General features: G+C 41.1%; 19 protein-coding genes. 17 read left to right on the top strand and 2 right to left on the bottom strand.

Going from position 1 to position 22,051, the window contains the following annotated elements:
• The first annotated feature begins 27 nt into the window (after window positions 1-27).
• From IRB79_RS20070 to IRB79_RS20045, 6 genes are all read left to right on the top strand, one after another.
• Window positions 28-867 (top strand): SGNH/GDSL hydrolase family protein, encoded by an 840-nt coding sequence (locus IRB79_RS20070; RefSeq protein WP_243504413.1) that lies wholly within the window; start codon window positions 28-30, stop codon window positions 865-867.
• Window positions 857-1,438 carry a YpmS family protein gene (locus IRB79_RS20065; RefSeq protein ID WP_243504411.1) on the top strand — a complete coding sequence of 194 codons (582 nt, stop codon included), beginning with the start codon at window positions 857-859 and terminating at the stop codon, window positions 1,436-1,438. The genes IRB79_RS20070 and IRB79_RS20065 overlap by 11 nt, the downstream gene beginning before the upstream one ends.
• 398 nt (window positions 1,439-1,836) lie before the next feature.
• Window positions 1,837-2,895 (top strand): ribosome small subunit-dependent GTPase A, encoded by a 1,059-nt coding sequence (rsgA, locus tag IRB79_RS20060; protein ID WP_243504409.1) that lies wholly within the window; start codon window positions 1,837-1,839, stop codon window positions 2,893-2,895.
• Window positions 2,896-3,032: 137 nt separating this feature from the next.
• Window positions 3,033-3,572, top strand: a complete 540-nt coding sequence (gene msrA / locus IRB79_RS20055; RefSeq protein ID WP_243504407.1) for a peptide-methionine (S)-S-oxide reductase MsrA — start codon at window positions 3,033-3,035, stop codon at window positions 3,570-3,572.
• The gene (gene msrB, locus IRB79_RS20050; RefSeq protein ID WP_243504405.1) at window positions 3,569-4,009 is read left to right on the top strand and encodes a peptide-methionine (R)-S-oxide reductase MsrB; all 441 of its coding nucleotides are present in this window, start codon (window positions 3,569-3,571) and stop codon (window positions 4,007-4,009) included. The genes msrA and msrB overlap by 4 nt, the downstream gene beginning before the upstream one ends.
• Before the next feature lie 18 nt (window positions 4,010-4,027).
• Window positions 4,028-4,525, top strand: coding sequence for a PTS sugar transporter subunit IIA (locus IRB79_RS20045; protein WP_243504403.1), 498 nt, complete (start codon window positions 4,028-4,030; stop codon window positions 4,523-4,525).
• A 44-nt stretch (window positions 4,526-4,569) separates the two neighbouring features.
• Here the strand turns inward: IRB79_RS20045 and IRB79_RS20040 are convergent, their stop codons facing one another.
• Both IRB79_RS20040 and IRB79_RS20035 read right to left on the bottom strand, forming a co-directional pair.
• Window positions 4,570-5,169 carry a DUF502 domain-containing protein gene (locus tag IRB79_RS20040; RefSeq protein WP_243504401.1) on the bottom strand — a complete coding sequence of 200 codons (600 nt, stop codon included), beginning with the start codon at window positions 5,167-5,169 and terminating at the stop codon, window positions 4,570-4,572.
• A 34-nt stretch (window positions 5,170-5,203) separates the two neighbouring features.
• Window positions 5,204-6,295: an SGNH/GDSL hydrolase family protein gene (locus tag IRB79_RS20035; RefSeq protein ID WP_243504400.1), complete on the bottom strand. Its 1,092-nt coding sequence runs from the start codon at window positions 6,293-6,295 to the stop codon at window positions 5,204-5,206.
• A gap of 191 nt (window positions 6,296-6,486) precedes the next feature.
• Between IRB79_RS20035 and IRB79_RS28080 the strand changes: the two genes are divergently transcribed.
• From IRB79_RS28080 to ablB, 11 genes are all read left to right on the top strand, one after another.
• On the top strand, window positions 6,487-6,657 hold the full coding sequence (locus IRB79_RS28080) for a YjcZ family sporulation protein (RefSeq protein ID WP_275719756.1): 171 nt from the start codon (window positions 6,487-6,489) through the stop codon (window positions 6,655-6,657).
• Window positions 6,658-6,887: 230 nt separating this feature from the next.
• A complete protein-coding gene (locus IRB79_RS20025; protein WP_243504399.1) occupies window positions 6,888-8,354 on the top strand; it encodes an NAD(P)/FAD-dependent oxidoreductase in 1,467 nt (488 codons plus the stop codon).
• Window positions 8,355-8,482: 128 nt separating this feature from the next.
• Window positions 8,483-9,460 carry a S66 family peptidase gene (locus tag IRB79_RS20020; protein WP_243504398.1) on the top strand — a complete coding sequence of 326 codons (978 nt, stop codon included), beginning with the start codon at window positions 8,483-8,485 and terminating at the stop codon, window positions 9,458-9,460.
• Window positions 9,461-9,580: 120 nt separating this feature from the next.
• Window positions 9,581-13,786, top strand: a complete 4,206-nt coding sequence (locus IRB79_RS20015; RefSeq protein WP_243504396.1) for a tetratricopeptide repeat protein — start codon at window positions 9,581-9,583, stop codon at window positions 13,784-13,786.
• A gap of 213 nt (window positions 13,787-13,999) precedes the next feature.
• On the top strand, window positions 14,000-15,358 hold the full coding sequence (locus IRB79_RS20010) for an aspartate aminotransferase family protein (protein WP_243504393.1): 1,359 nt from the start codon (window positions 14,000-14,002) through the stop codon (window positions 15,356-15,358).
• Window positions 15,359-15,360: 2 nt separating this feature from the next.
• Window positions 15,361-16,053: a CoA transferase subunit A gene (locus IRB79_RS20005; protein WP_243504391.1), complete on the top strand. Its 693-nt coding sequence runs from the start codon at window positions 15,361-15,363 to the stop codon at window positions 16,051-16,053.
• Entirely contained in the window at window positions 16,038-16,700 is a 663-nt protein-coding gene (locus IRB79_RS20000; protein ID WP_243504389.1) for a 3-oxoacid CoA-transferase subunit B, read from the top strand. The genes IRB79_RS20005 and IRB79_RS20000 overlap by 16 nt, the downstream gene beginning before the upstream one ends.
• Window positions 16,701-16,748: 48 nt before the next feature.
• A complete protein-coding gene (locus tag IRB79_RS19995; protein ID WP_243504387.1) occupies window positions 16,749-18,014 on the top strand; it encodes a peptidase in 1,266 nt (421 codons plus the stop codon).
• Between the two features lie 11 nt (window positions 18,015-18,025).
• Window positions 18,026-19,360 (top strand): 4-aminobutyrate--2-oxoglutarate transaminase, encoded by a 1,335-nt coding sequence (gene gabT, locus IRB79_RS19990; protein ID WP_243509566.1) that lies wholly within the window; start codon window positions 18,026-18,028, stop codon window positions 19,358-19,360.
• A 12-nt stretch (window positions 19,361-19,372) separates the two neighbouring features.
• The gene (locus IRB79_RS19985; RefSeq protein ID WP_243504385.1) at window positions 19,373-20,794 is read left to right on the top strand and encodes an aldehyde dehydrogenase family protein; all 1,422 of its coding nucleotides are present in this window, start codon (window positions 19,373-19,375) and stop codon (window positions 20,792-20,794) included.
• Window positions 20,795-21,171: 377 nt separating this feature from the next.
• The gene (ablB, locus tag IRB79_RS19980; RefSeq protein ID WP_243504383.1) at window positions 21,172-22,047 is read left to right on the top strand and encodes a putative beta-lysine N-acetyltransferase; all 876 of its coding nucleotides are present in this window, start codon (window positions 21,172-21,174) and stop codon (window positions 22,045-22,047) included.
• Window positions 22,048-22,051 lie beyond the last annotated feature (4 nt).

Raw genomic sequence — 22,051 nt, 5'->3', positions numbered from 1 at the left:
GAATGACTTATATAGGCAGGTGATAGTATGATAAAAAAATTCACCTTCATCTTTTTGATCATGCTGCTTCTCGCCTCCTGCAGTTCATCAAACAACAGCGAAATCATTCATTCTAAAAAAGAATCTAAACTCGCACTTAAAGAGGAAATTCCCTTCGACTTTTTTCCAAGAAATCTTACTGTTGCTGCAGTAGGGGACTCTTTAACCCAGGGGGTTGGAGACAGTACTGAACGTGGAGGTTACGTGCCATATCTTGAAATGTCACTGGAAAAAGACAAAAGTGTTCAAGACGCTGTTTTTTATAATTTTGGAGTAAGAGGCAATCGTTCCGATCAATTATTGAAAAAATTAGGGACTGAAGAAGTAAAAGATGTTGTGAAGAAGGCAGACGCGATTATCATAACCATTGGCGGAAATGATGTTATGAAAGTTGTCCGTGAGAATTTTTCAAACCTAAAGCTGAGGGCTTTTACTAAAGAAAAGAAAAACTATGAGCAAAATCTGATTGAGGTTTTAGATGCGATTAAAGAGGTAAACCCTAATAGTAAAATCGTTTTAATAGGATTATATAATCCATTCTTAAAATGGTTTTCCGAAATAACGGAAATAAATGATATTCTTGGAGATTGGAATGGCACAAGCCAGGCTATTTTAAAAGATTATCCGGGGACGTATTTTGTTGAAATAGATGATATATTCGAAAATACCGATGATAATCTTTTATATACAGACTATTTTCATCCAAATGACAAAGGCTATGAATTAATAGCTGGCCGAGTTCATCAAATCCTCACAGAAGAAGTTCTGAAAGAAATTCCGTATAAAAGGAAAACAGAAGGAAATGGAGAGAAGATGATTGAAAGATAGCAAATGGAAAAAGCTGTTTTTTGCGCTGCTGGTCATTAATGCACTCATCTTAATTGTGCTGTTTATTTTTATCAGCATGCCGGCAGATGATGAAGACTATACAGCGATCAACGAGAATAGTGATAATTATGTTCCTTTTAACATAAAAGCCAATAAAGAAGACTTGAACAGAGTCATTAACCACTATCTTGAAAAAGAAGGACTGACAGGGGCAATAGATTATAAAGTTCTCCTGAATGATGAAGTTGATTTATATGGCACAATCCCTTTCTTCAGCCAGGATCTGCAAATGACATTATCATTTGAACCAGAAGCCTTGGAGAATGGGGATGTAGTCCTTCAGCAAAAGTCTATATCTGTAGGACAGCTGAATCTCCCTGTATCACATGTCCTGAAGCTGGTAAAAGACCGCTACAAGCTTCCAGAAGGGGTTACAATCCAGCCGCAGAAAGAACGAATTTATGTGTCGCTGCAGGAAATGAAGCTGAAAAGTGATGTGAAAGTAAAAGTGGATGAATTTAATTTAAAGCATGACGATATTCGTTTTACTCTTCTTGTGCCGGTTAAATGAGAAAAAGGAATCCTTTCGCAAAGGATTCCTTTTTCTGTTAACGAGTATTTGAACCCATTAGTCTGGAATCAGAATTGCCTCAAGAACATATGCTATTGCCTGGGTGAATGCCGCATTGGGAAAATGAAGTAAAGAAAATAAAAGGGCTTTACTTCTGGTGCAATATTCCATATAATATAAACAAATAGACGAAAGTGGGTGATGTGCTATGAAAAGAGAACTTTATGCAAATACGTTCATTGTAAATAATTCAGGCACAGCCCAAATGGAGATCGTTTAATCGAGCGGACCAGTTAGTTTTCCACTGCTTATTGAACTTTGCATTATCAAACCATGGGCTGATTGCCTATGGTTTTTTATATGTAAATTAAATTTCTATAAGCATGGAGGAACAAACATTGACAATCAATAAATTTGGATTTAATAACTTCTTTAAACAGGCGTTTTCAGCGTATGAAGAAAAAGAGTATCAAATTGGCCGTGTTGCACTAGAGCATAAAAGAATGTATCGCGTTTGGGCAGATAACGGGGAAATGCTTTGTGAAGTATCAGGGAAGTTTTCTTTCGATGCATCATCAAGGGAAGATTATCCTGCTGTCGGTGACTGGGTTGTCATCAAAGAAAGGGCGGGCGAACAGCGAGGTACGATTCATGCAGTCCTTCCAAGAAAAAGCAAATTTTCACGGAAAACTGCAGGGATGAATACTGAAGAGCAAATTGTAGCAGCTAATGTAGACACTATTTTCCTGGTTAATTCTCTTAACGAGGATCTTAACTTAAGGAGATTGGAACGTTATTTGCTTTTATCATGGGAAAGCGGGGCAACTCCTGTCATTGTTCTTACCAAGGCTGACCTTTGTGAAAATCTGGAGGGTAAGCTTGCTGAGGTGGATAGTGTTGCCATGGGTGTTCCTGTTATCTCAATCAGTGTCATTGAAGAGAAGGGAATAGACCAGCTTAAGCCGTTTTTAGAGCCAGGAAAAACAATCGCCTTACTCGGCTCTTCAGGCGTAGGGAAATCCACTCTTACAAATTACCTTCTAGGCGCGGATAAGCAAAAAGTCCAGGATATTAGAATAAGTGATGATAAAGGAAAGCATACAACTACCCATCGGGAACTCATCCTTCTTCCTGAGGGTGCCATATTAATTGATACTCCAGGAATGAGAGAGCTTCAGCTGTGGGAAAGTGAAAGCGGGCTTTCTGAAAGCTTCACAGATATTGAGCAAGCCGCTGAAAACTGCAGATTCAGGGACTGTACACATGAAAATGAGCCAGGCTGCGCTGTGCATAGGTTAATAGAGGATGGAAGCATATCAAGGGCACGTCTTAACAGCTATAAAAAGCTTCTCAAGGAACTCGCTTATTTGGACAGAAAGCAGGATAAGAGAGCCCAATCTGAAGAGCGCAAACGCTGGAAAAAATTGAGCGGTGGAGTAAAGAGCAAAAGAATGTAAAAATTCAGAAACCTCTTCAGCAAAGAGGTTTCTTTTGCATATAATGAATCTTTTCATTAATCTTATGTATATAGCTTTAAATCATCTTTCTAAGGGAAAAATAAAAGATAGAAAAGTGCCGGAAAGAGGTGGAGTAAATGACAGAGAAACAATTTGAAAAGGCAACATTTGCAGGAGGCTGCTTTTGGTGTATGGTAAAGCCTTTTGATGAACAGCCTGGAATTAAAGAAGTAAAATCCGGATATACCGGAGGGAATGTGAAAAATCCAACTTATCAGGAAGTCTGTTCCGAAACCACTGGCCATTATGAAGCGGTTCAAATAACATTTGATCCTGAGGTTTTCCCTTATGAAAAGCTTCTTGAACTATATTGGCAGCAGATAGATCCAACTGATGAAGGCGGCCAGTTTTATGATCGAGGTCAATCCTATCAGACGGCTATTTTCTATCATAATGCAAAACAAAAACAGACAGCAGAAGAATCAAAACAAAAGCTTGAAGAAACCGGTCCTTTTACAAAACCGATTGTTACTAAGATTCTGCCTGCTTCTGACTTTTACCCTGCAGAAGACTATCACCAGCATTATTACAAAAAGAATCCGGAAAGATACAATGCCTATCAAACCGGGTCTGGAAGAAAGGCATTTATTAATAAGCATTGGGGTGAAAGTAAATGACAAAAAATAAAGAAGATTTAAAGCAAAAACTTGGTCCAATGCAATATGAAGTAACCCAGAATAATGGGACAGAACCGCCATTCCGAAATGAATATTGGAATGAGTTCAGAGACGGAATCTATGTTGATATTGTTTCTGGCAAGCCTCTTTTCAGCTCAAAAGACAAATATGATGCCGGCTGTGGCTGGCCGAGCTTCACTAAGCCTATTGAAGATGAAGAAGTTCTGGAAAAGGAAGACCGCAGTCACTTTATGGTCAGGACTGAAGTGAGAAGTAAAACGGCTGATTCCCATCTGGGACATGTTTTTGATGATGGACCGGGACCTGCTGGCCTCCGTTATTGCATTAATTCTGCTGCGCTTCGGTTTATCCCCAAGGAAAAGATGGAGGAAGAAGGCTACAAAGAATTTCTGCCATTATTTAATGATGCAAACTAAGAAATGGAAGGTGTTTTTATGTTTAAAAAATTATTCGGCAAAAAGGAAACGGTCAAAGCAATTGAGGTTAAGGCTGCTTTGACAGGTACAGCAGTTAAACTGGAAGAAGTGCCCGATCCAGTTTTTGCAGAAAGAATGATGGGGGACGGTATTGCAATCGAACCTTCTGAAGGGGTAGTCGTTTCCCCGGTAAATGGAGAAGTAGTTCAAGTGTTCCCTACCAAGCATGCAATTGGCATTCGTGCTGAGAATGGTGCCGAGATTTTAATTCATATTGGCCTTGAAACGGTTTCGATGAAAGGGGAAGGGTTTGAGACCCATATTTCCGAGGGATCAAAGGTCAGCCAAGGTGATAAGCTTGTCACTTTTGATTTAGCTCTAGTTAAAGAAAAGGCAAAGAGTACAGTCACACCGATTATTGTCACCAATGGCGACCAGGTTGCATCTCTTGAGAAGAATGCAGCAGGAGCCGTAACGAGAGGTACATCAACAGTAATGACAGTTACTGCGAAATAATCAGAAAAAGCCGCCAATGATTGGGCGGCTTTATACATGATTTTTTATAAACTTCGTTCCTTGTCTGGAGTTCCCTTCGAGGTCATTCCCCCAGATAGAATAAATTTCATTGCATTTTCGGGCTTAACATCTATGATTTCTATTTGCTCTTTAGGTATTAGAAACGTGAAGCCTGCAACCTGAAAGGTTTGGGGTACATAGACAGCTGCATATTCCCTCAGCGGGTCATAAAAATCTTCCAGTCCTTCCGAAGTAATAAACCCAAGGCTCTTCATTTCAGTTCCTGGGATTGTAATCAATGCTACTTTTGAGAATGATTTCTTTTCACCAAGGAAGGAATGAACAGTATCTTTAATGACAGTGTAAATCGTTTTAACCAGAGGAATTCTCTCCAGCAGTCGATCTGCAAGCTTAATAATGGATCCGGTAATGAATTTTGTTGAAAGCCATCCTAATAAGGTAATCAGGATAAGTGTAGCGAGCAATCCTATTCCAGGGATATAATCATCCTTTAAATAAGGCTTTAAGAGATTCCCTGTAATGCCATCAAGAAACAAAAAGGTTTTGACCACAACAAATATTGCTAAAATAATGGGCACAATCGTTAGAATCCCATTAATAAAATTCTTGAATAAACTCTTCATGAATTGCTCTCCTCTTTCGAACGAAAAAACTTTGCTATTCTGATTTTATAAGTATGGAAGAAATTTGAATAACTGCATCGTCAGTACTGTTATTCACTGATTTTTCTTTAGTCACAATAAACTTCACATGATGCGGTCCGTTTTCGAGGCCGCTGACAATATATTGATATCTTTCTTTAGTCAGAGGCCACCAGGCAGATAAAGATGTAATATAAATATCATCTATAAAAACATCCATCTTCCCGCCTTTTTCGCTTCGAATCATATTGACCCCAAGGAAAGGGCCGCTAAATCGATATTCAAGACTGTCACCCGCCTTACTGCTCTCCCAAATGCCGTCTTTGTGAATAAATGAACCCGATATATCGGTAACATGAGGGATGGATGCTATTTCGATATCCTCATTTTCATGAATGGGGGCAGAAAGTTCCGCAATCTCTGTATGACTGCCGGCTAATTCTCTTATTTTCTTGATTAGTGTATCTGCATATATTTTATAGCCCTCATCATTTGGATGGACCATATCCTTTGTCAGTTCCTCTGCAGGCAATCCGGATTGTCCGAATGGCTTTCTCATATCCACATTTTTTGCACCATAGTGATTAGAAATAACAGAAATTTCCTGAACAAATGCCTCATTATCAAGCGGATTTTCTGTAATGGTTATGATCTCGGTGTCAGGGTAGAGCTGTTTGGTTTTCCGGATAAGCCCTTCGTAGAAATATGAAAATTGCTTTTCATCCATATATTTGCGGTCATTCTCCCCAAACACGATAAAAGTTAAATCAATTTTCCCTAAATGTTCGGATTGCTGAAGCTTATATAAACCTTCAAAGGCAGTGGCACCGCTTTGAACTATTGAATGCCTTTTGGCTTTAATCCCAAATTCACTATGCAGATGCCGCTCAAGCCTTGTAAACCATGCAGATGATTTGGAGGTCGCACCTGACCCTCTGCCAATGCTATCCCCGATAATGAGGTAATTGATATTCTCTTTTGACGATAACTTTTGATACACGTTAGTTGGATTTGCCCCTTCAACTTTAGATAGGCTATCAAACAAATGATACAAACCATATATAAAAGTGATGATAAAAAAATATATGCCGATCTTCCTTTTCTTCATTGGTTTGAATCCCCCGCTTCTTTTCTGTATCTCTTAATGTTATCGTACCCTAATAATGGCTATGGTGGAAGGTTTAAAATGGAGTTCAGCGTTTTTTTATAAAAATGGGCAAATGCACATGCGGGTCAAGTTCACCCCACATACATTAATATTGAAAATGCCCAAGAAATCTTGTTGAGGAGTGATTATTAATGTATAAAGGTGCAGTTGCTGGTGCTGGCTATGACCCATGCTATCCAGGATATGGCTATCCTGTAGCGGGTGCTCATTATGGAGGATGTGGATATGGCGGTTTTGCATTGATCGTTGTATTGTTCATTCTATTGATCATTATCGGAGCATGCTGCTGTGGAAATTGGTAATATAAAATGAATCTTGTGGAGGCTGCTCTTTAGGAGCAGCCTTCTGTTTGTTGAGGATCCAGCAGGTGCTCTGGTATTCACGGAATTTTACATAAATTATCATAAAGACGAACAATATATATTAATTTAGTTAAATAGTTCGTAAAAGAGATTGACCATTTATTCGGTGTTTGATATAGTTACCTAGGGTTGTTGAAATTAACGAATAATGCGTCTGGGGGAATAGGACGATGAACGCGAATTATGATGTTATTGTTGTCGGTGCTGGACCGGCTGGAATATTTACTTGTTATGAACTAACACTAAAAATGCCTGAAGCAAATATTTTATTAATTGATAAAGGTCATGATATTTATCGGAGGAATTGTCCGATTTTACAGAAAAAAATTGAGAAATGCCCGCCGGCCGCGGGAAGAAAAGAATATGCAGGCTGTTTGCCGGCATGTTCAATCACCAATGGTTTTGGCGGAGCAGGTGCTTATTCAGATGGAAAATTCAATATTACAAGTGAATTCGGAGGCTGGATGACAGATTATCTCCCTGATTCCCAGGTTGTTGAATTGATCAAATATGTAGATGAAATTAATTTGAAACACGGTGCAACTGAAAGCATCACAGATCCAATGACGGATGAAGTGAGAGATATTGAGCGCCGCGGTTATGCAGCGGGACTGAAACTACTTCGTGCACAGGTTAGGCATTTGGGTACGGAGCAGAACCTTGAAATACTAAAAAGCATTTATGAATATTTGCGTGAAAAAATTGATATGTCCTATAAGACAGAGGTTGAAGATCTCATAACCGAAAAAACGCCTGATGGCCATCGCATTATGGGAGTTAAGCTTAAGTCCGGAAATAAGGTTCATGCTGATAAGGTGGTTGTAGCACCAGGGAGAGATGGATCTGTTTGGCTGGCAAACCTCCTGAAGTCCCGCCGCTTAAAGATGATCAATAATCAGGTTGATATTGGCGTCCGGGTTGAAACTTCCAATATTGTCATGGAAGAGATCAATAAACATCTTTACGAAGGAAAGTTCACATTTAATACATCTGTCGGTACAAGAGTACGGACATTCTGCAGCAATCCTTCTGGCCACGTCGTAGTGGAAAACCACTCGGGAATCATGCTGGCGAATGGCCATGCATATAAAGACCCTAAACTGGGAAGCCCGAATACAAACTTTGCGCTGCTTGTATCCCATACATTCTCAGAACCGTTTGATAAGCCAAATGAGTATGCCCACGAAATTTCGAGGCTTGCCAACAGCCTTTCAAACGGCGGAATCATTGTTCAAAAGTATGGAGATATATTAAAAGGAAGAAGATCAACTGAGAAGAGGATTAAGGAAGGTTTCCTGGAGCCAACCTTAAAAGAGGCGGTACCTGGCGACTTAGGCCTTGTGCTTCCATATAATACAATGAAAAGCCTGATTGAAATGACTGAGGCTTTAAACCATGTATCTCCTGGCCTTGCATCAGAACATACACTTTTCTATGGCGTGGAGGCAAAATTTTACTCTGCGCGCCCAAGACTGAATGACCGTTTCGAAACGGAAATCAGCGGTCTTTATGTCGGCGGGGACGGTGCGGGCATCACCAGAGGGCTCGCACAAGCGGGAGCTTGCGGAGTTTGGATTGCAAGGGATATCGTAGAAAAGAAAAGCAATGCACCAAGAAGGGAACCTGCAATAGTATAATAGCAGAAGGCCAAGCTTTAAAGCTGGCCTTTTTTCAATATGTAAAAACAGTTATTTCTCAACGAGACTGTATTTGATAAAATGTAAAACAATAAACAAGACTAAAAAGCGGCAAAGGAGAGGACAAAATGCTTGCAGAGCGTTTAAAGCCAGGTGATGAGATCCGGGTCATTGCACCGTCAAGAAGCATGGCCATCATAAAAGGAGAACAATTGCGAATTGCCCAGGAACGGCTGAATCAGCTTGGATTCACAGTAACATACGGTAAAAATGCAGAACTGCATGATGAGTTTTTCAGTACTTCTATTGAAGAGAGAATTGAAGATTTGCATGATGCTTTTACTGATCCTAATGTAAAGGGAATCCTGACAGTGATTGGCGGCTATAACGCCAACCAGCTTTTGAATTACATAGACTTCGAGATAATAAAAGACAATCCGAAAATATTTTGCGGATTTAGTGATATCACAGCACTGCAGGGGGCCATTTATAAAAAAACAGGATTGATCACCTATTCAGGCCCGCATTTTTCAAGCTTCGGTGTGAAACATGGGTTTGAGTACACTCTTGATTCTTTTATTAATGCAGTAACCAATGACGCTCCCTATGAAATCCTCGCATCGTCACATTGGAGTGATGATCCATGGTATCTTGATCAGGAAGACAGGCATTTCATCAAACATAATGGGTATACGGTAATCCAGGAAGGGGATGCAGAAGGCAGATTAATTGGAGGAAATTTATGCACACTTAATTTGCTGCAGGGGACAGAATTCATGCCATCATTAAAGGATTCAATCTTATTTATTGAAGATGATGAGGAATCACATGCTCTTACCTTTGATCGGGATCTTCAATCACTGCTGCACCTGCCTGATGCTCAGGGCATCAAAGGAATCCTGATTGGCAGATTTCAGAAGAATTCCCAGGTTACCGAAGAGGCACTGAGAAAAATTATTGATTCAAAAAAAGAGCTTCACGGCATTCCTGTGATAGCTGATGTGAATTTTGGCCATGTACAGCCTTATGCCACTATTCCGATTGGAGGAAAGGCAGCAATAAAAGCACAAGGTTTTGAAAGTGAAATTTGGATTGAACAGAAATAATTCATCCCCGGATAATATGCCGGGGTATTTTTATGTGAAGAATAAAATACAACCATTTCCTGTAGTAAATCTCTGTAAATGTTTGTATTATATTTCTAACATACCCAAATGAGGTGCAGAATGGAAATTTTGAAAAATCTAAGAGGCCTGGCAGAAGACAGGCAGTTTTTAAAGGCGCTGAAAGTTCTGGCTAATGAATTGGAAGATATGAAAAAATCAAAGTTCTCAATTATTAAGAATAAATTAGCAAAAATAACTTCAGTTGATGATTTTAAGCTGCTCATACGATTATTTGACCGTGGATTGATGTACCAATATAGCGGGTTTCTTGCCCGTTATGCACACAGGCGTTTTAAAACACTTCAAACCGCCATTTGGTATTGCGATGAGTTAATTGACAGCGGCAGGTCACTGGAAGCAAATAATATTATAACGGAATATTTGAAAAAGATGCCGCATGAAGCAGACACTGAGCTGAGAATAAGTGCATTATTTACAGAAGTACATAGCCTTCTTGAGTTAAAAAGAACAAAAGAAGCAGTGAAGAGGCTCGTTGAAATGGAGGAGATCAGCGAAAAGCCAATCTGGGATAAACTTGGATTTTATTATCTGCAGACAGGAGACCGTGCAAAGGCAGAATCACATTTAACGGCTGGCCTGAGAGATGAAGACCGGGGACTTGTTTGTTATCTTTTGTTATCAGATCTATACGCATCAAATGGAGGAGGGGAAAAGTCTCTTCAAACGATTAAAGAGGGAATGGAAGTCCACCCGCAGGCGCCTGCATTAAGATTGGAGCTTATTCGCAGATACAGGGATTTCGGCTTGCATGAGGACATGCTATCAGAAATAAGTGAGCTCGATCGACTTGTTCCTTTTCACAGTTATAAGCGCTATTTTGAACATCTTATAGCTGTTTCCTACTATCAAAAAAATGAACTTGAAAAATTACATCACATTATCTCTCTGAAGAAAATGAAGGACAGCCCTTTCTCAGGAGATAAGGGGTTTTCTGAAACAGGTGATGCAGTAAAGCTCTCAATCAATCCAGTTGTACAGAAAAGCAATTACTGTGTGCCTGCCAGCTTTGAAATGCTCTTTTCTTATTTTGGAAAAAAGGAAACTCAGGATGATATTGCTGAACATATTTTTGATGTGACTGGTTCAAAGCTGTCTGCATCTGCGGAATACCTTGAAAAAGAAGGTTTCGCATGCCGTTTCTTTACAGGTGATAAGGAGCGTTATAAGGCATTATTGCAGCAGGGGATACCCGTCATCCTTAGTGTGGACTTTGAGGCATCTTCACATGTGCAGGTTATGATTGGGATTGATGAACGATTTGGCTTTTATTTGGTACAAGATCCAAACTTTCTTGATACAATGTATGTTCCTTATGAAGAGTTCCAAAAGCTTGCTGTTAATACAAATTCTTTGTCGATTGCGGCAGTGCCAAAAGAGAGAGAGGCGGAGCTTGAATTCCTGCCTATGGATGAGCACCTGTATTATAAGAAACTTCACTCCCTTTCGGAAATTGTTGAAGAAGACATAATGAAAAATGAACCGGCTATGGCAGACTTTTTATCTTCTTCAATGAATGAACCTTATACGCTCATATATACATTAAAGTTTTTTTCCGGGGATAGACACAAAGAATTCATTATTCAATGTTCCGAAAAGCTGCTTGCCATTTTTCCTGAGTCTGACTTTTTTAAGCTGCATGCAGCTCAGGCATATATACGTTTAAACGAAATCGATCGAGCGGAAAAGATTTTAACACTTGTCAATAGAAAAACCTTCAGCCCATTATACCAATATTTGAATGGAAGGATTCAGATGTATAAGGATGAAAACCATTTTGCGATCGGCTTTTTCAGAAAATCCCTTCAGCTTGACCCGGATCAATACTATATTTGGAGTTATATTGCGCTATGCTTCCTCTATAATTCTGAGACGGAAAATGCGAAAGAAATGTCAGACATTGCACTAAATATAAATGAGCAAGACCGCTTTATTAGAGTAAATCATGCCATAATTCTTACGGATCAGGAAAAGTACAATGAAGCACGCTCGATATTCAGCCAGCTGCTTCGTGAAGATCATTGTGATTCGCATGTATGGTATGAGAGAGCGAAGCTTGACCAGGCAGAAGGAAAAATCCGCAAAGCAGAAAGAGGCTATATGATTTCAGCCAGCCTGGATCCGGAAAATTCTTATCCATATCTGGCTCTTGCCGACTGCTATGAATATTTATTTGAAGACAAAATGCGTGCCGAAGAGATTTTAATGAAAGGAGTGGGGTTATCAGGAAGTCCGCAGATTCTAATTCGCTTGGGTGATCTTTACAAAGATCATGAGGAATATGAAAAAGCAGAGAGTATTTACTTCTCCTGTATTGAAGAAAATCCTGATGAGGTTTTTGCCTATCTAGGTTATGCATTTGCTATCTCTGAAACGAAGAGGCCTGATGAAGCAGCTGAATTTATAAGACAACATGCAGAACGTTTTTGTAAGGATAGCGAATTTTTAATAAATGGCGGCAAACTGGTTGCAGACTTCGCACAAGGCCTGAAGGATTCCCACCTGCTGGAGGCAGGAATGTCTTTAATTGAAAGAGGTTTTAACTACGTTGATCAAAATATGGATGAAGCCCTGGAACTTTATGTAAACATAGTAGAAGAATCGTCTTACGTGAATCGTGCAATCGCTTTTCTGGAAGCAAAGGCTGGTGAAGGCTCCCAAACTGACTATCTATGCTATGCGGGCACTTTATATGAAAGTGCTGAGCGATATGCTGAAGCAATTAGCCTATACAAAAGAGCCATCGGGAAAAATGAAACAGCTTTTCCATACTACAGGCTGGGGGAAACGTATTTTAGACTTGAAAAGTTTGAACTGGCGGTTAAAGCATTAAGAAAATGTCTTGATCTTGATCCTGAAACAGAGGGGGCATATAGCCGCATCGCACAAATCTATGGGATTTTGGGAAATGAACTGAAGGAAACAGAGTATATGCTCAAGCTGATTGATAAGGCTCCGTTAAGAGTTAATATTGAATATCTATCAAGCTTGCTATCCATGGAAGAGCTTCGGGGATTTATTGAAAGATTAATTCGTATGCAGGGAGAAGTTCTGGAAACATGGAGATTGGATAGCCTTGCTTATGCTTATGGAGCTGAAGGAGACAGAATCAAGGAAGAGGAATGTCTTTTGCAGGCCCTGAATCTGGATTCTCAATTGGCTGAATTAAGACATCACTATTCAAAATTGCTTATAAAGAATAAGAAATATAAAGAGGCTAGGAAATTTCTGGAGGAACTTATTAAAGAATATTGGGATGATGAAGACTTATATGAAACTTTAATTGTGCTATTTGTCGAAACCAATAAAATAATACACCTTCCGGCATTCCTCGGGAAAATTAGAACTGAAAAAACGGAAAAAAGCCAGGTATTCTTAAAGGCAGCTGATGCATTGGCCCTGCATGCAAGCGGTGTGGATTGGGAAGCTGATCAAAAATCCTCCTTCATTGGAAGGTTTGTTCAAAAGATGAGAGAAAAGACAAAGCAAATCACTTTGTTTGGAGTGATTGCCGACTTATATGAATCCTCAATCAGACATAATCCGCTTAATAAAAATGCACCAATCGGTCTTGCCGGATTCTATGAATCTGTAAATCTTGAGGAGGATGCCAAAAAGGTTCTGAAGTCTTCTCTTGAAAAAGATTGGGATTTTATTACAGCCTATCAGCTTGCACAGATGCATATGGCGGGCGGGAATGATCCCATTGAGGAAGCGGCAGAGATGAACACAGCAATAAAACTGCTGGATGCCTGCTTAAAAGAAAAACCGGACGATACACATCTCATGCTCTTAAAGGCAGTTGCATTTACACACAGGATGCGATTCACCCAGGCAGAAACAATCTTTAGAAAGGTGTTAATAGAAAATCCGTATGAAAAAGAGGCCCATTTTAGATACGGACAATTATTAAATAAAAGAAAACGGTATGAAGAAGCGATAGAGATTATGGAAGAAGGATTAGAGGTTCATAACGAGGATACTTCCTTATATATTGAACTGGCTATTTCTTTTCATAAAATAAAGGATGTTGAAAAATCACTAAAACTAATGGAGGAAGCGCTTGAAATTGATCCTGACCTTTTGATAGCGAGATATAATAAAGCTTGCTATCTTTCAATCTTAAATAGATTGAAAGAAGCTGAAGAAGAACTTGAGTATGTCTTTCATCATGATGAAGAAGGATATTTTCAAGAACTTGCAGAGGAAGACATTGATCTAATGAACCTGAAAAAAAGCATTATTTAACCAATCAAACAGCCGTTATTACACCGGCTGTTTTTTTAATTCCTGCAAATGGTTCATTTTAAGGATATGAATATTCTTTAAGAAAGATTTTGGAAGTCATTTCATATATTTTAATATATTGGCCCAGAAGATAGCGTCACACTTTATAATTCTGCTTCAACTTTAGAGCCCAAGACGCTTTTTTGCACGAATAACAATGGAGGGGTTTCTGAAATGGAACAATCAAACCTAATTAAGCCAATGCTTCATGTACATTATCCAGTTATTGATTATGGCAGAGGCGTCTATTTATATGATACTGACGGAAAGGAATATTTGGATGCATCGTCTGGTGCGATAACAGCCAATATTGGCCATGGTATTGAGGAAATCATTGAGGCAATGCATGAACAGGCTAAGAAAGTCTCTTTTGTGTATCGTTCGCAATTTACCAGCGGGGCAGCTGAAAAGCTTGCCCATAAAATAGCAGAAGCAGCGATTGGCGACTTGAATTGGAGCTTTTTTGTGAACAGCGGGTCTGAGGCCACTGAAACAGCTATGAAAATAGCGATTCAATACTGGCAGGAAAAAGGCATTCAGACAAAAACAAAGGTGCTTTCAAGGTGGATGAGCTATCATGGCATAACCCTGGGTGCTTTATCGATGTCAGGTCATACGGGCAGAAGGGCGCGCTTCATACCGCTGCTTGAAGATTTTCCTGTCATTCATCCGCCATATTGCTATAGGTGCCCCTACAATCTAGAAGCGCCTGAATGCGGTTATTTGTGTGCCCATGAACTTGAAACCGTCATTAAACGGATAGGGCAAGAGAATATTGCAGCATTTATCGCAGAGCCAGTCATTGGGGCTGCAGGGGGTGCTATTACCCCTCCAAAGGATTACTACCGGATAATAAAAGAAATTTGTGACCGGTATGACATTTTATTTATTGCTGATGAGGTTATGACTGGTTTTGGCAGAACGGGGACAATGCTTGCCTGTGAGCAATGGAATGTGAAACCTGATATTGTCGCACTTGGTAAAGGAATGGGAGCCGGGTATGCACCGATTGCGGCTGCCCTTGTAAGCGATGAAGTTATGAAGCCTATATTGGCAGGGTCAAAGAGCATTATGAGTGGCCATACCTTGAGTGCCAATCCTCAGTCCTGCGCTGTTTCTCTCGCAGTGCTTGAGTATATTGAGAAAAATAACATCATTCCTGAAGTGGATAGCAAAGGTGTGTATTTGAGAAATAAGTTGACAAAACTGCAATCCAAATTTTCTTTTATTGGTGATGTAAGAGGAAAAGGACTAATGATCGGACTTGAATTTGTAAAAGATCATCTGTCCAGAGAGCCGTTTTCAAGAAGGTTCAGTCTGACACAGAGATTAATACAGGAAGCTCAGGAACAGGGACTGCTTATTTACCCTGCGGGTGCAGGCAAAACGGGCACAGATGGAGATGCTGTATTGATTGCACCGCCGCTTACCATTACCAAAAGGGAAATTGATGATCTTGTGAAAAGGTTTGATAGAACTTTACAGATTTTCACAGAAAAACACATGATCTTTGCTGAGGAAGAGGCTGAATAAATATGGAAAACACTTTTAACAAAATCATTGAACTTGATGAGGCAATGAAGCATTTTCGGGATGGCATGATCATTATGTTTGGCGGATTCGGCGGAATTGGCACCCCGCCTGCCCTTATTGACGGCATTTTGGATAATGGATTCAAAGACTTAACGCTTATTGGCAATGATTCAGGTTTTCCCCATATTGGCATCGGGAAAGTGGTCAGCCAGGGAAGGGCAAAAAAAATGATTGCTTCCCATATTGGCTCAAATCCCGTAGCCGGCCAATTAATGACAGATGGGAAAATGGAAGTGGAATTTTCACCACAGGGGATATTGGCAGAAAGAATCCGTGCAGGGGGAGTCGGCATCCCTGCCATTCTTTCCGATATTGGCCTTGATAATGACATTGTAACCAGCAATAAACAAACATGTAATTTGAGTGGGAAAAATTATCTCGTCGAATCGGCTCTAACGGCTGAAATATCCATTGTCTTTGCAAAAAAAGCTGATCCCTACGGAAACTTGATTTATGACAAAAGTGCGAGAAACACAAACCCGCTTGTTGCTATGGCAGGAGATATGACCATTGCAGAAGTGGAGGAAATCGTCCCTCTTGGCAGCCTCGATCCTGATGAAATTATAACACCAGGGGTTTTTGTGGATTATATTGTCCCTTCGAAAGGAGTGAATTGGAAATGGGCATGGGAGTAGAAATCAGAGATCGCATTGCAAAACGTGCTGCTGAAGAAATAAAGAACGGGATGATTGTAAATCTCGGCATCGGAATCCCTTCGCTTGTTCCCAATCATTTGCCAGCTGGGACAAAAGTGATGTTTCATGCTGAAAATGGCATTACAGGTATGGGGCCAAGTCCGGAGAAAGGGAAGGAAGATGAAAATCTCTGTAATGCTGGCGGTTTTCCGGTTTCCGTTGTAAAAGGTGCTTCTTATTGCGACAGTACTATTGCCTTCGGGATGATACGCAGAGGAAGAGTTGATATGACGATCCTTGGCTCCCTGCAGGTGAGTAAAAAGGGAGATCTGGCCAATTGGATTGTGCCCGGTAAAAAAGTTCCTGGCATGGGCGGGGCAATGGAACTTGCCCAAAAAGCCAAAAAAGTAATTGTCCTTATGAACCAGACAGACAAGTATGGAAATTCAAAAATTGTGAACGAGTGTAGTCTGCCTCTTACATCTGCCCGCTGTGTAGACATGATTATTACGGAGATGGCTGTCTTTCAAATAACAAATCATGGTCTGACACTGACTGAATTGTTTGCGCCGCACTCGGTTAATGCAGTCAGGGCGAAAACCGGCTGCAGTTTTACAATTGCTGGGAATGTGAGAGTGATTAATTGATAGATAGTATCCTATGTTTGGCTGTGGTCTCAAAAAAGGAGTGAGAATATGAATGCTCATGCAAAGATTAAACAGTGGCTGGAAGAAAATAGGCAAAGGGGAACAAGACTTCTTCAGCAGCTGGTCCAGGAAGGAAGCATCCGTGGGAAAGAAAGCAGTGCACAGGCTGTCATCATTGAAAAATGCCGCAAACTTGGACTATCCCTTGATATTTGGGAGATTGGAAAGGAGCAATTGACCAAACATCCTGCCTTTTGTTCGGATAGAAAGGATTTTTCCGGAAATCCCAATGTGGTGGCTACTTTGAAAGGAACAGGCGGGGGAAGGTCCCTTATCCTCAATGGCCATATTGATGTTGTTCCAGAGGGAGACCGAAATGATTGGGATCATGATCCATTTAGCGGAAGAATCGAAGATGGAAAACTATATGGCCGGGGTTCGACGGATATGAAAGGGGGAACAGTCTCGCTCCTGCTTGCAATGGAAGCCATCATAACGCTTGGAATCAAGCTTAAAGGAGATGTGATATTCCAAAGTGTCATTGAAGAGGAAAGTGGAGGGGCGGGTACTTTGGCTGCTGTCCTCCGGGGTTATACAGCCGACGGGGCAATCATTCCCGAACCGACAAATATGAAGCTTTTTCCAAAACAGCAGGGTTCAATGTGGTTCCGGATAACAGTCAAAGGGCGTTCTGCTCATGGAGGAACCCGATATGAAGGTATCAATGCAATCGAAAAAGCCATGATAGTGATGACAAAGCTTCAGGAACTTGAGAAATTAAGAAACCTTAGAATTGAGGATCCGCTATATTCAAAGATTCCTATTCCGATCCCTATTAATATCGGAAAAATAAATAGCGGAGAATGGCCATCTTCAGTGCCGGATATTGCCATCTTAGAGGGGAGGATGGGAGTGGCGCCAGATGAAGAAATGAAATCTGCGGAAAAAGAGCTGGTGCAGTGTCTAAAGAAAGCAGCACAAAATGATGAGTGGCTAAAAAAGAACCCTCCTCAAGTTGAATGGTTCGGCGGACGCTGGCTGCCTGGTGATTTGGAACAGGATCACCCTCTAATGACCGTATTATCGGAGTCTTTTGAAGAAGTAAAAGGCATGCAGCCGGCAGTTGAAGCATCACCCTGGGGCACGGATGGAGGCATATTATCCAAAGTGGGGAATACACCTGTAGTTGTCTTCGGGCCCGGTGTAACTGAAGCAGCCCATGATGTTAACGAATATATTTCCTTGCAGGAAGTCTATGAAGCTGCTGAAATCATTGCTCTGGCAATGCTGGAATGGTGCGGCACTAATCAGTGAGAGGGGAAATGATGATGGGATCAATTAAAATAAGAACGGAGATACCGGGACCGAGAGCGAAGGAATTATTGGCTAAAAAAGAGCAGAATGTGCCAAAGGGACCATTTAACACGATGCAGACATTTGCGGATAAGGGGGATGGAGCACTTCTGACAGATATAGACGGAAATACTTTTCTAGATTTTGCCGGGGCAATCGGAACACTAAATGTTGGCCACTGCCCGCCAAGGGTTGTAGAAGCCCTGCATGCCCAAATTGACAAATATCTTCATCCATGCTTTCATGTCATGATGTATGAGCCTTATATTAAGCTGGCAGAAAAACTCAACAGCATTACACCCGGAAATCACAGCAAAAAAACATTCTTTTTAAGCACCGGCGCAGAGGCAGTAGAAAATGCCGTTAAGATAGCAAGGAAATATACCGGCAGAAAAGGAATCATATCATTTGAACGGGGTTTTCATGGCCGTACCTATATGTCCATGAGTTTAACGAGCAAGGTTAAACCATATAAATATGAATTCGGGCCATTTGCGCCTGAAACATATAAATGGCCTTATCCTTATTATTACCGCAGTGAGGGTTTGAAGGATAAAGATTATGATCTTGCCTTATTTAAGAGATTCGAAACTTTTTTTCTCAGCGAGGTGCCTCCTGAAGAAATTGCTGCTGTCATTATGGAGCCTGTACAGGGTGAGGGCGGTTTCGTTATGCCGTCTTCACGTTTTGTAAAAGGTGTAAAACAGCTTTGTGAAAAACATGGAATCCTCTTTATCGCTGATGAGGTACAGACGGGATTTGGCAGGACTGGCAAAATGTTTGCCATGGAGCATTATGATGTTGTGCCGGATCTTATTACGATGTCAAAATCGATCGGTGCCGGATTGCCGATCAGTGCTGTAACTGGCAGGGCTGACATAATGGATTCACCGAATATCGGTGAAATTGGCGGAACTTATGGAGGCAGTCCGCTCGGTTGTGTAGCCGCATTAGAAGTGATTCGAACAATTGAGGAAGAAGGATTATTAGGAAGGGCAAATGAAATCGGAAGCCTTTTTACTGAAAAATTTTCAGATCTTCCTTTAAAATATAAGCAAGTGGGTGAAGTTCGCTCTTTAGGGGCAATGTGTGCCATTGAATTTGTTAAAGATCAGGATACAAAGGAACCCAATAAGGAAATTGTTCAGGAAGTCCTGTCAAAAGCGCACAAGCGCGGCCTCATTGTTATGAGTGCAGGCCTCTATGGGAATATCATTCGCCTGCTCACTCCGCTTATTACAACCAATGAACAGCTCAATGAAGGATTAACCGTACTAGAAGAAGTAATAGGTGAATGCTGCACATAAGGAGGAATTCCAATGAAACAACATTTATGGATCAGCGGAAAGTTCAAGGAAACAGAGAACTACAAAGCATTGAAAAGCCCTTATAGCGGGGAGGTTATTGCAGAAGTCGCCATGGCTTCTCCTTCCGATGTGAAGTCGGCAATTGATGCGGCAGATCAGGCTAGAAAAGTAATGGCTGAAATGCCTGCCCATAAAAGGGCGGAAATATTGGAAAATGCAGTTGCCATCATGAAGGAAGAAAATGAAGAGTGCGCAAAGATCATTGCGCGTGAAGCATCTAAACCTCTAAAGGCTGCAAGAGGAGAAGTGGACCGCACCATCATGACATATACCTTCGCTGCCCAGGAAGCGCGCAAGCTTTATGGAGAGACTATCCCAATGGATGCTGCTCCTGGAGGCGAAGGCAGGGTTGCTTATACAGTAAAGGAGCCGCTTGGAATTATCGGCGCCATCACTCCATTCAATTTTCCTATGAACCTGGTTGCCCATAAAGTGGGTCCTGCAATTGCTGCCGGCAACACGGTTGTATTAAAGCCTGCATCCCAAACGCCAATGTCGGCATATAAAATAGCTGATATTTTTCACAGAGCCGGACTTCCTGATGGAGCTTTGAATGTAATAACAGGGAGCGGCGGAACGGTCGGGGATGTACTTGTTGCAGACGACCGCATATCGATGATTACTTTCACAGGGAGCCCGGCAGTAGGAAAGCAGATCCGCGAAAATGCAGGCTTAAAGAGAGTAACGCTTGAATTGGGTTCCAACTCGGCAGTTGTAGTGGATGAGAATGCAGACGTGGAGAAAATTGTCCCGCGAATTGCAGCTGGGGCATTTGCCTTCCAGGGACAGGTTTGTATTTCCGTTCAGCGCATCTATGTGCATGAATCCCTGTACCAGATATTTGCCGAACGCTTTATTGAGGAAGCCAAAAAGCTGAAAATCGGCGATCCGCTTAATGAGGAAACAGATATTTCTGCGATGATCTCCAAGAGTAACACCGACCGCGCTCAAAGCTGGATCGAGAGTGCCGTTAAGAGCGGAGCAGAACTTGCTCTTGGCGGTAAGGCAGAAAATAATACATTGCACCCAACCGTCCTGTTGAACGTTGATAAATCAGAAAAAATTTCATGTGAGGAAGCATTTGCACCTGTTGTTCATATCAATTCATTCAGCAGCTTTGAAGAGGCGCTGGCACTTGTGAATGATTCAGATTATGGCCTGCAGGCTGGTGTTTTCACCAATGATGTGAACAAAGCCTTTAAAGCAGCAAAAGAGCTTCATGTTGGCGGTGTGATGGTTAACGATTTCCCAACCTTCCGTGTAGACCATATGCCATATGGTGGAGTGAAAATGAGCGGAATGGGACGTGAAGGCATAAAATATGCTGTTGAAGAAATGACAGAGATGAAGCTGATCAGCTTTAAAATTGACTAAGATGATGGACAGGAATTTTATCGCAGTCTAACGGGCAGTAAGACCTCCACTTCAAGGCTCTGGAGAAATCATTGAGGGATAAGTGGGGGTCAAACTGCCCGTAAAGGCCCGAAAAGAAGAACAAAGACTAAGAAACGCCACCTCCTGTGGCAACGTCTTTGTGACCCACTTCCTGTGGGCCTCAACTAACAATCAGTGGGGAAAAATCACCCCCACTGATTGAAGTTTCACTTTATTCGGCCGGTAAATGCCTGAGTTTGGCCGGTATTTTAATCGAATTGGCCGGTAAAAAGGCAGTATTGGCCCGAATTCCTTTATATATCTATAATGCCTGGCCGTTTGGCCGGGCAGTTTTTTAATAGAAGGGGGTCTGAGCTATGCATAATACAGCTTCTGTAAAAATAATAAAAAAAGAAAACTTTCTTGCCGAATTATACCTTGATCCATTCAATAAACGCTTAAGAGTAGACGATTATGCAGGTAAATTGGAAGATGCCGTCCATGAAGCAGAGAAAACGGCAAAAGAACACCAGTGTGAGAAATTAATTTTTAGAGGAAGAGTGGAAAATTATATGGATCTGCTTGCTAAGGGTTTTCAGTGCGAAGCTGTTATTGACGGGTATTTCCGGGGCTCTGATCAATACTTTTTCTGTAAATATTTCTCTGAAGAAAGAAGAATCAATCCCCATTGGATTTCTGAAGACAGCATCATTACAAATGTAGTTGCCATTGAAAGAAACCCGGATGTCATCATGCCTCCTTCCGAATATCAGCTCCTGAAAGTAACGGAGCAAGATGCTGAAAAACTTGCTGCACTTTACCGGGAAGTATTTCAAATTTATCCAACACCTCTCCATGATCCCTCATATATTAAAAAGACCATCCAGGAAGGTACCATCTATTACGCATTTCAGTATAATGATGACCTTGTCAGTGGAGCTTCAGCGGAGGTCAATCTTTTTTATAAAAACGCAGAACTGACAGATTGTGCGACACTTCCGTCCCACCGTAAACATGGTTTAATGAAAATACTCCTTGAAAAATTGGAAAAAGATTTAAAATCGCAGGGTGTATTCTGTGCCTACTCCATTGCCAGAGCGCTGTCGTTCGGAATGAATGCCGTTCTGCATCAGCTGGGCTATTCCTATCGGGGCCGGCTTCTTAACAACTGTTATATTTTCGATAAACTTGAAAATATGAATGTCTGGGTAAAGAATTTGGCTGCAGCGGATTACTGGGGCCACAAAAAATAGTGCC

Origin of the sequence: Cytobacillus oceanisediminis (assembly GCF_022811925.1) — a bacterium.
GTDB classification, from domain to species: Bacteria; Bacillota; Bacilli; order Bacillales; family Cytobacillaceae; genus Cytobacillus; species Cytobacillus oceanisediminis_D.
Note: the sequence above shows the minus strand (reverse complement) of the source record. Positions and strands in the feature narration are given on the sequence as shown.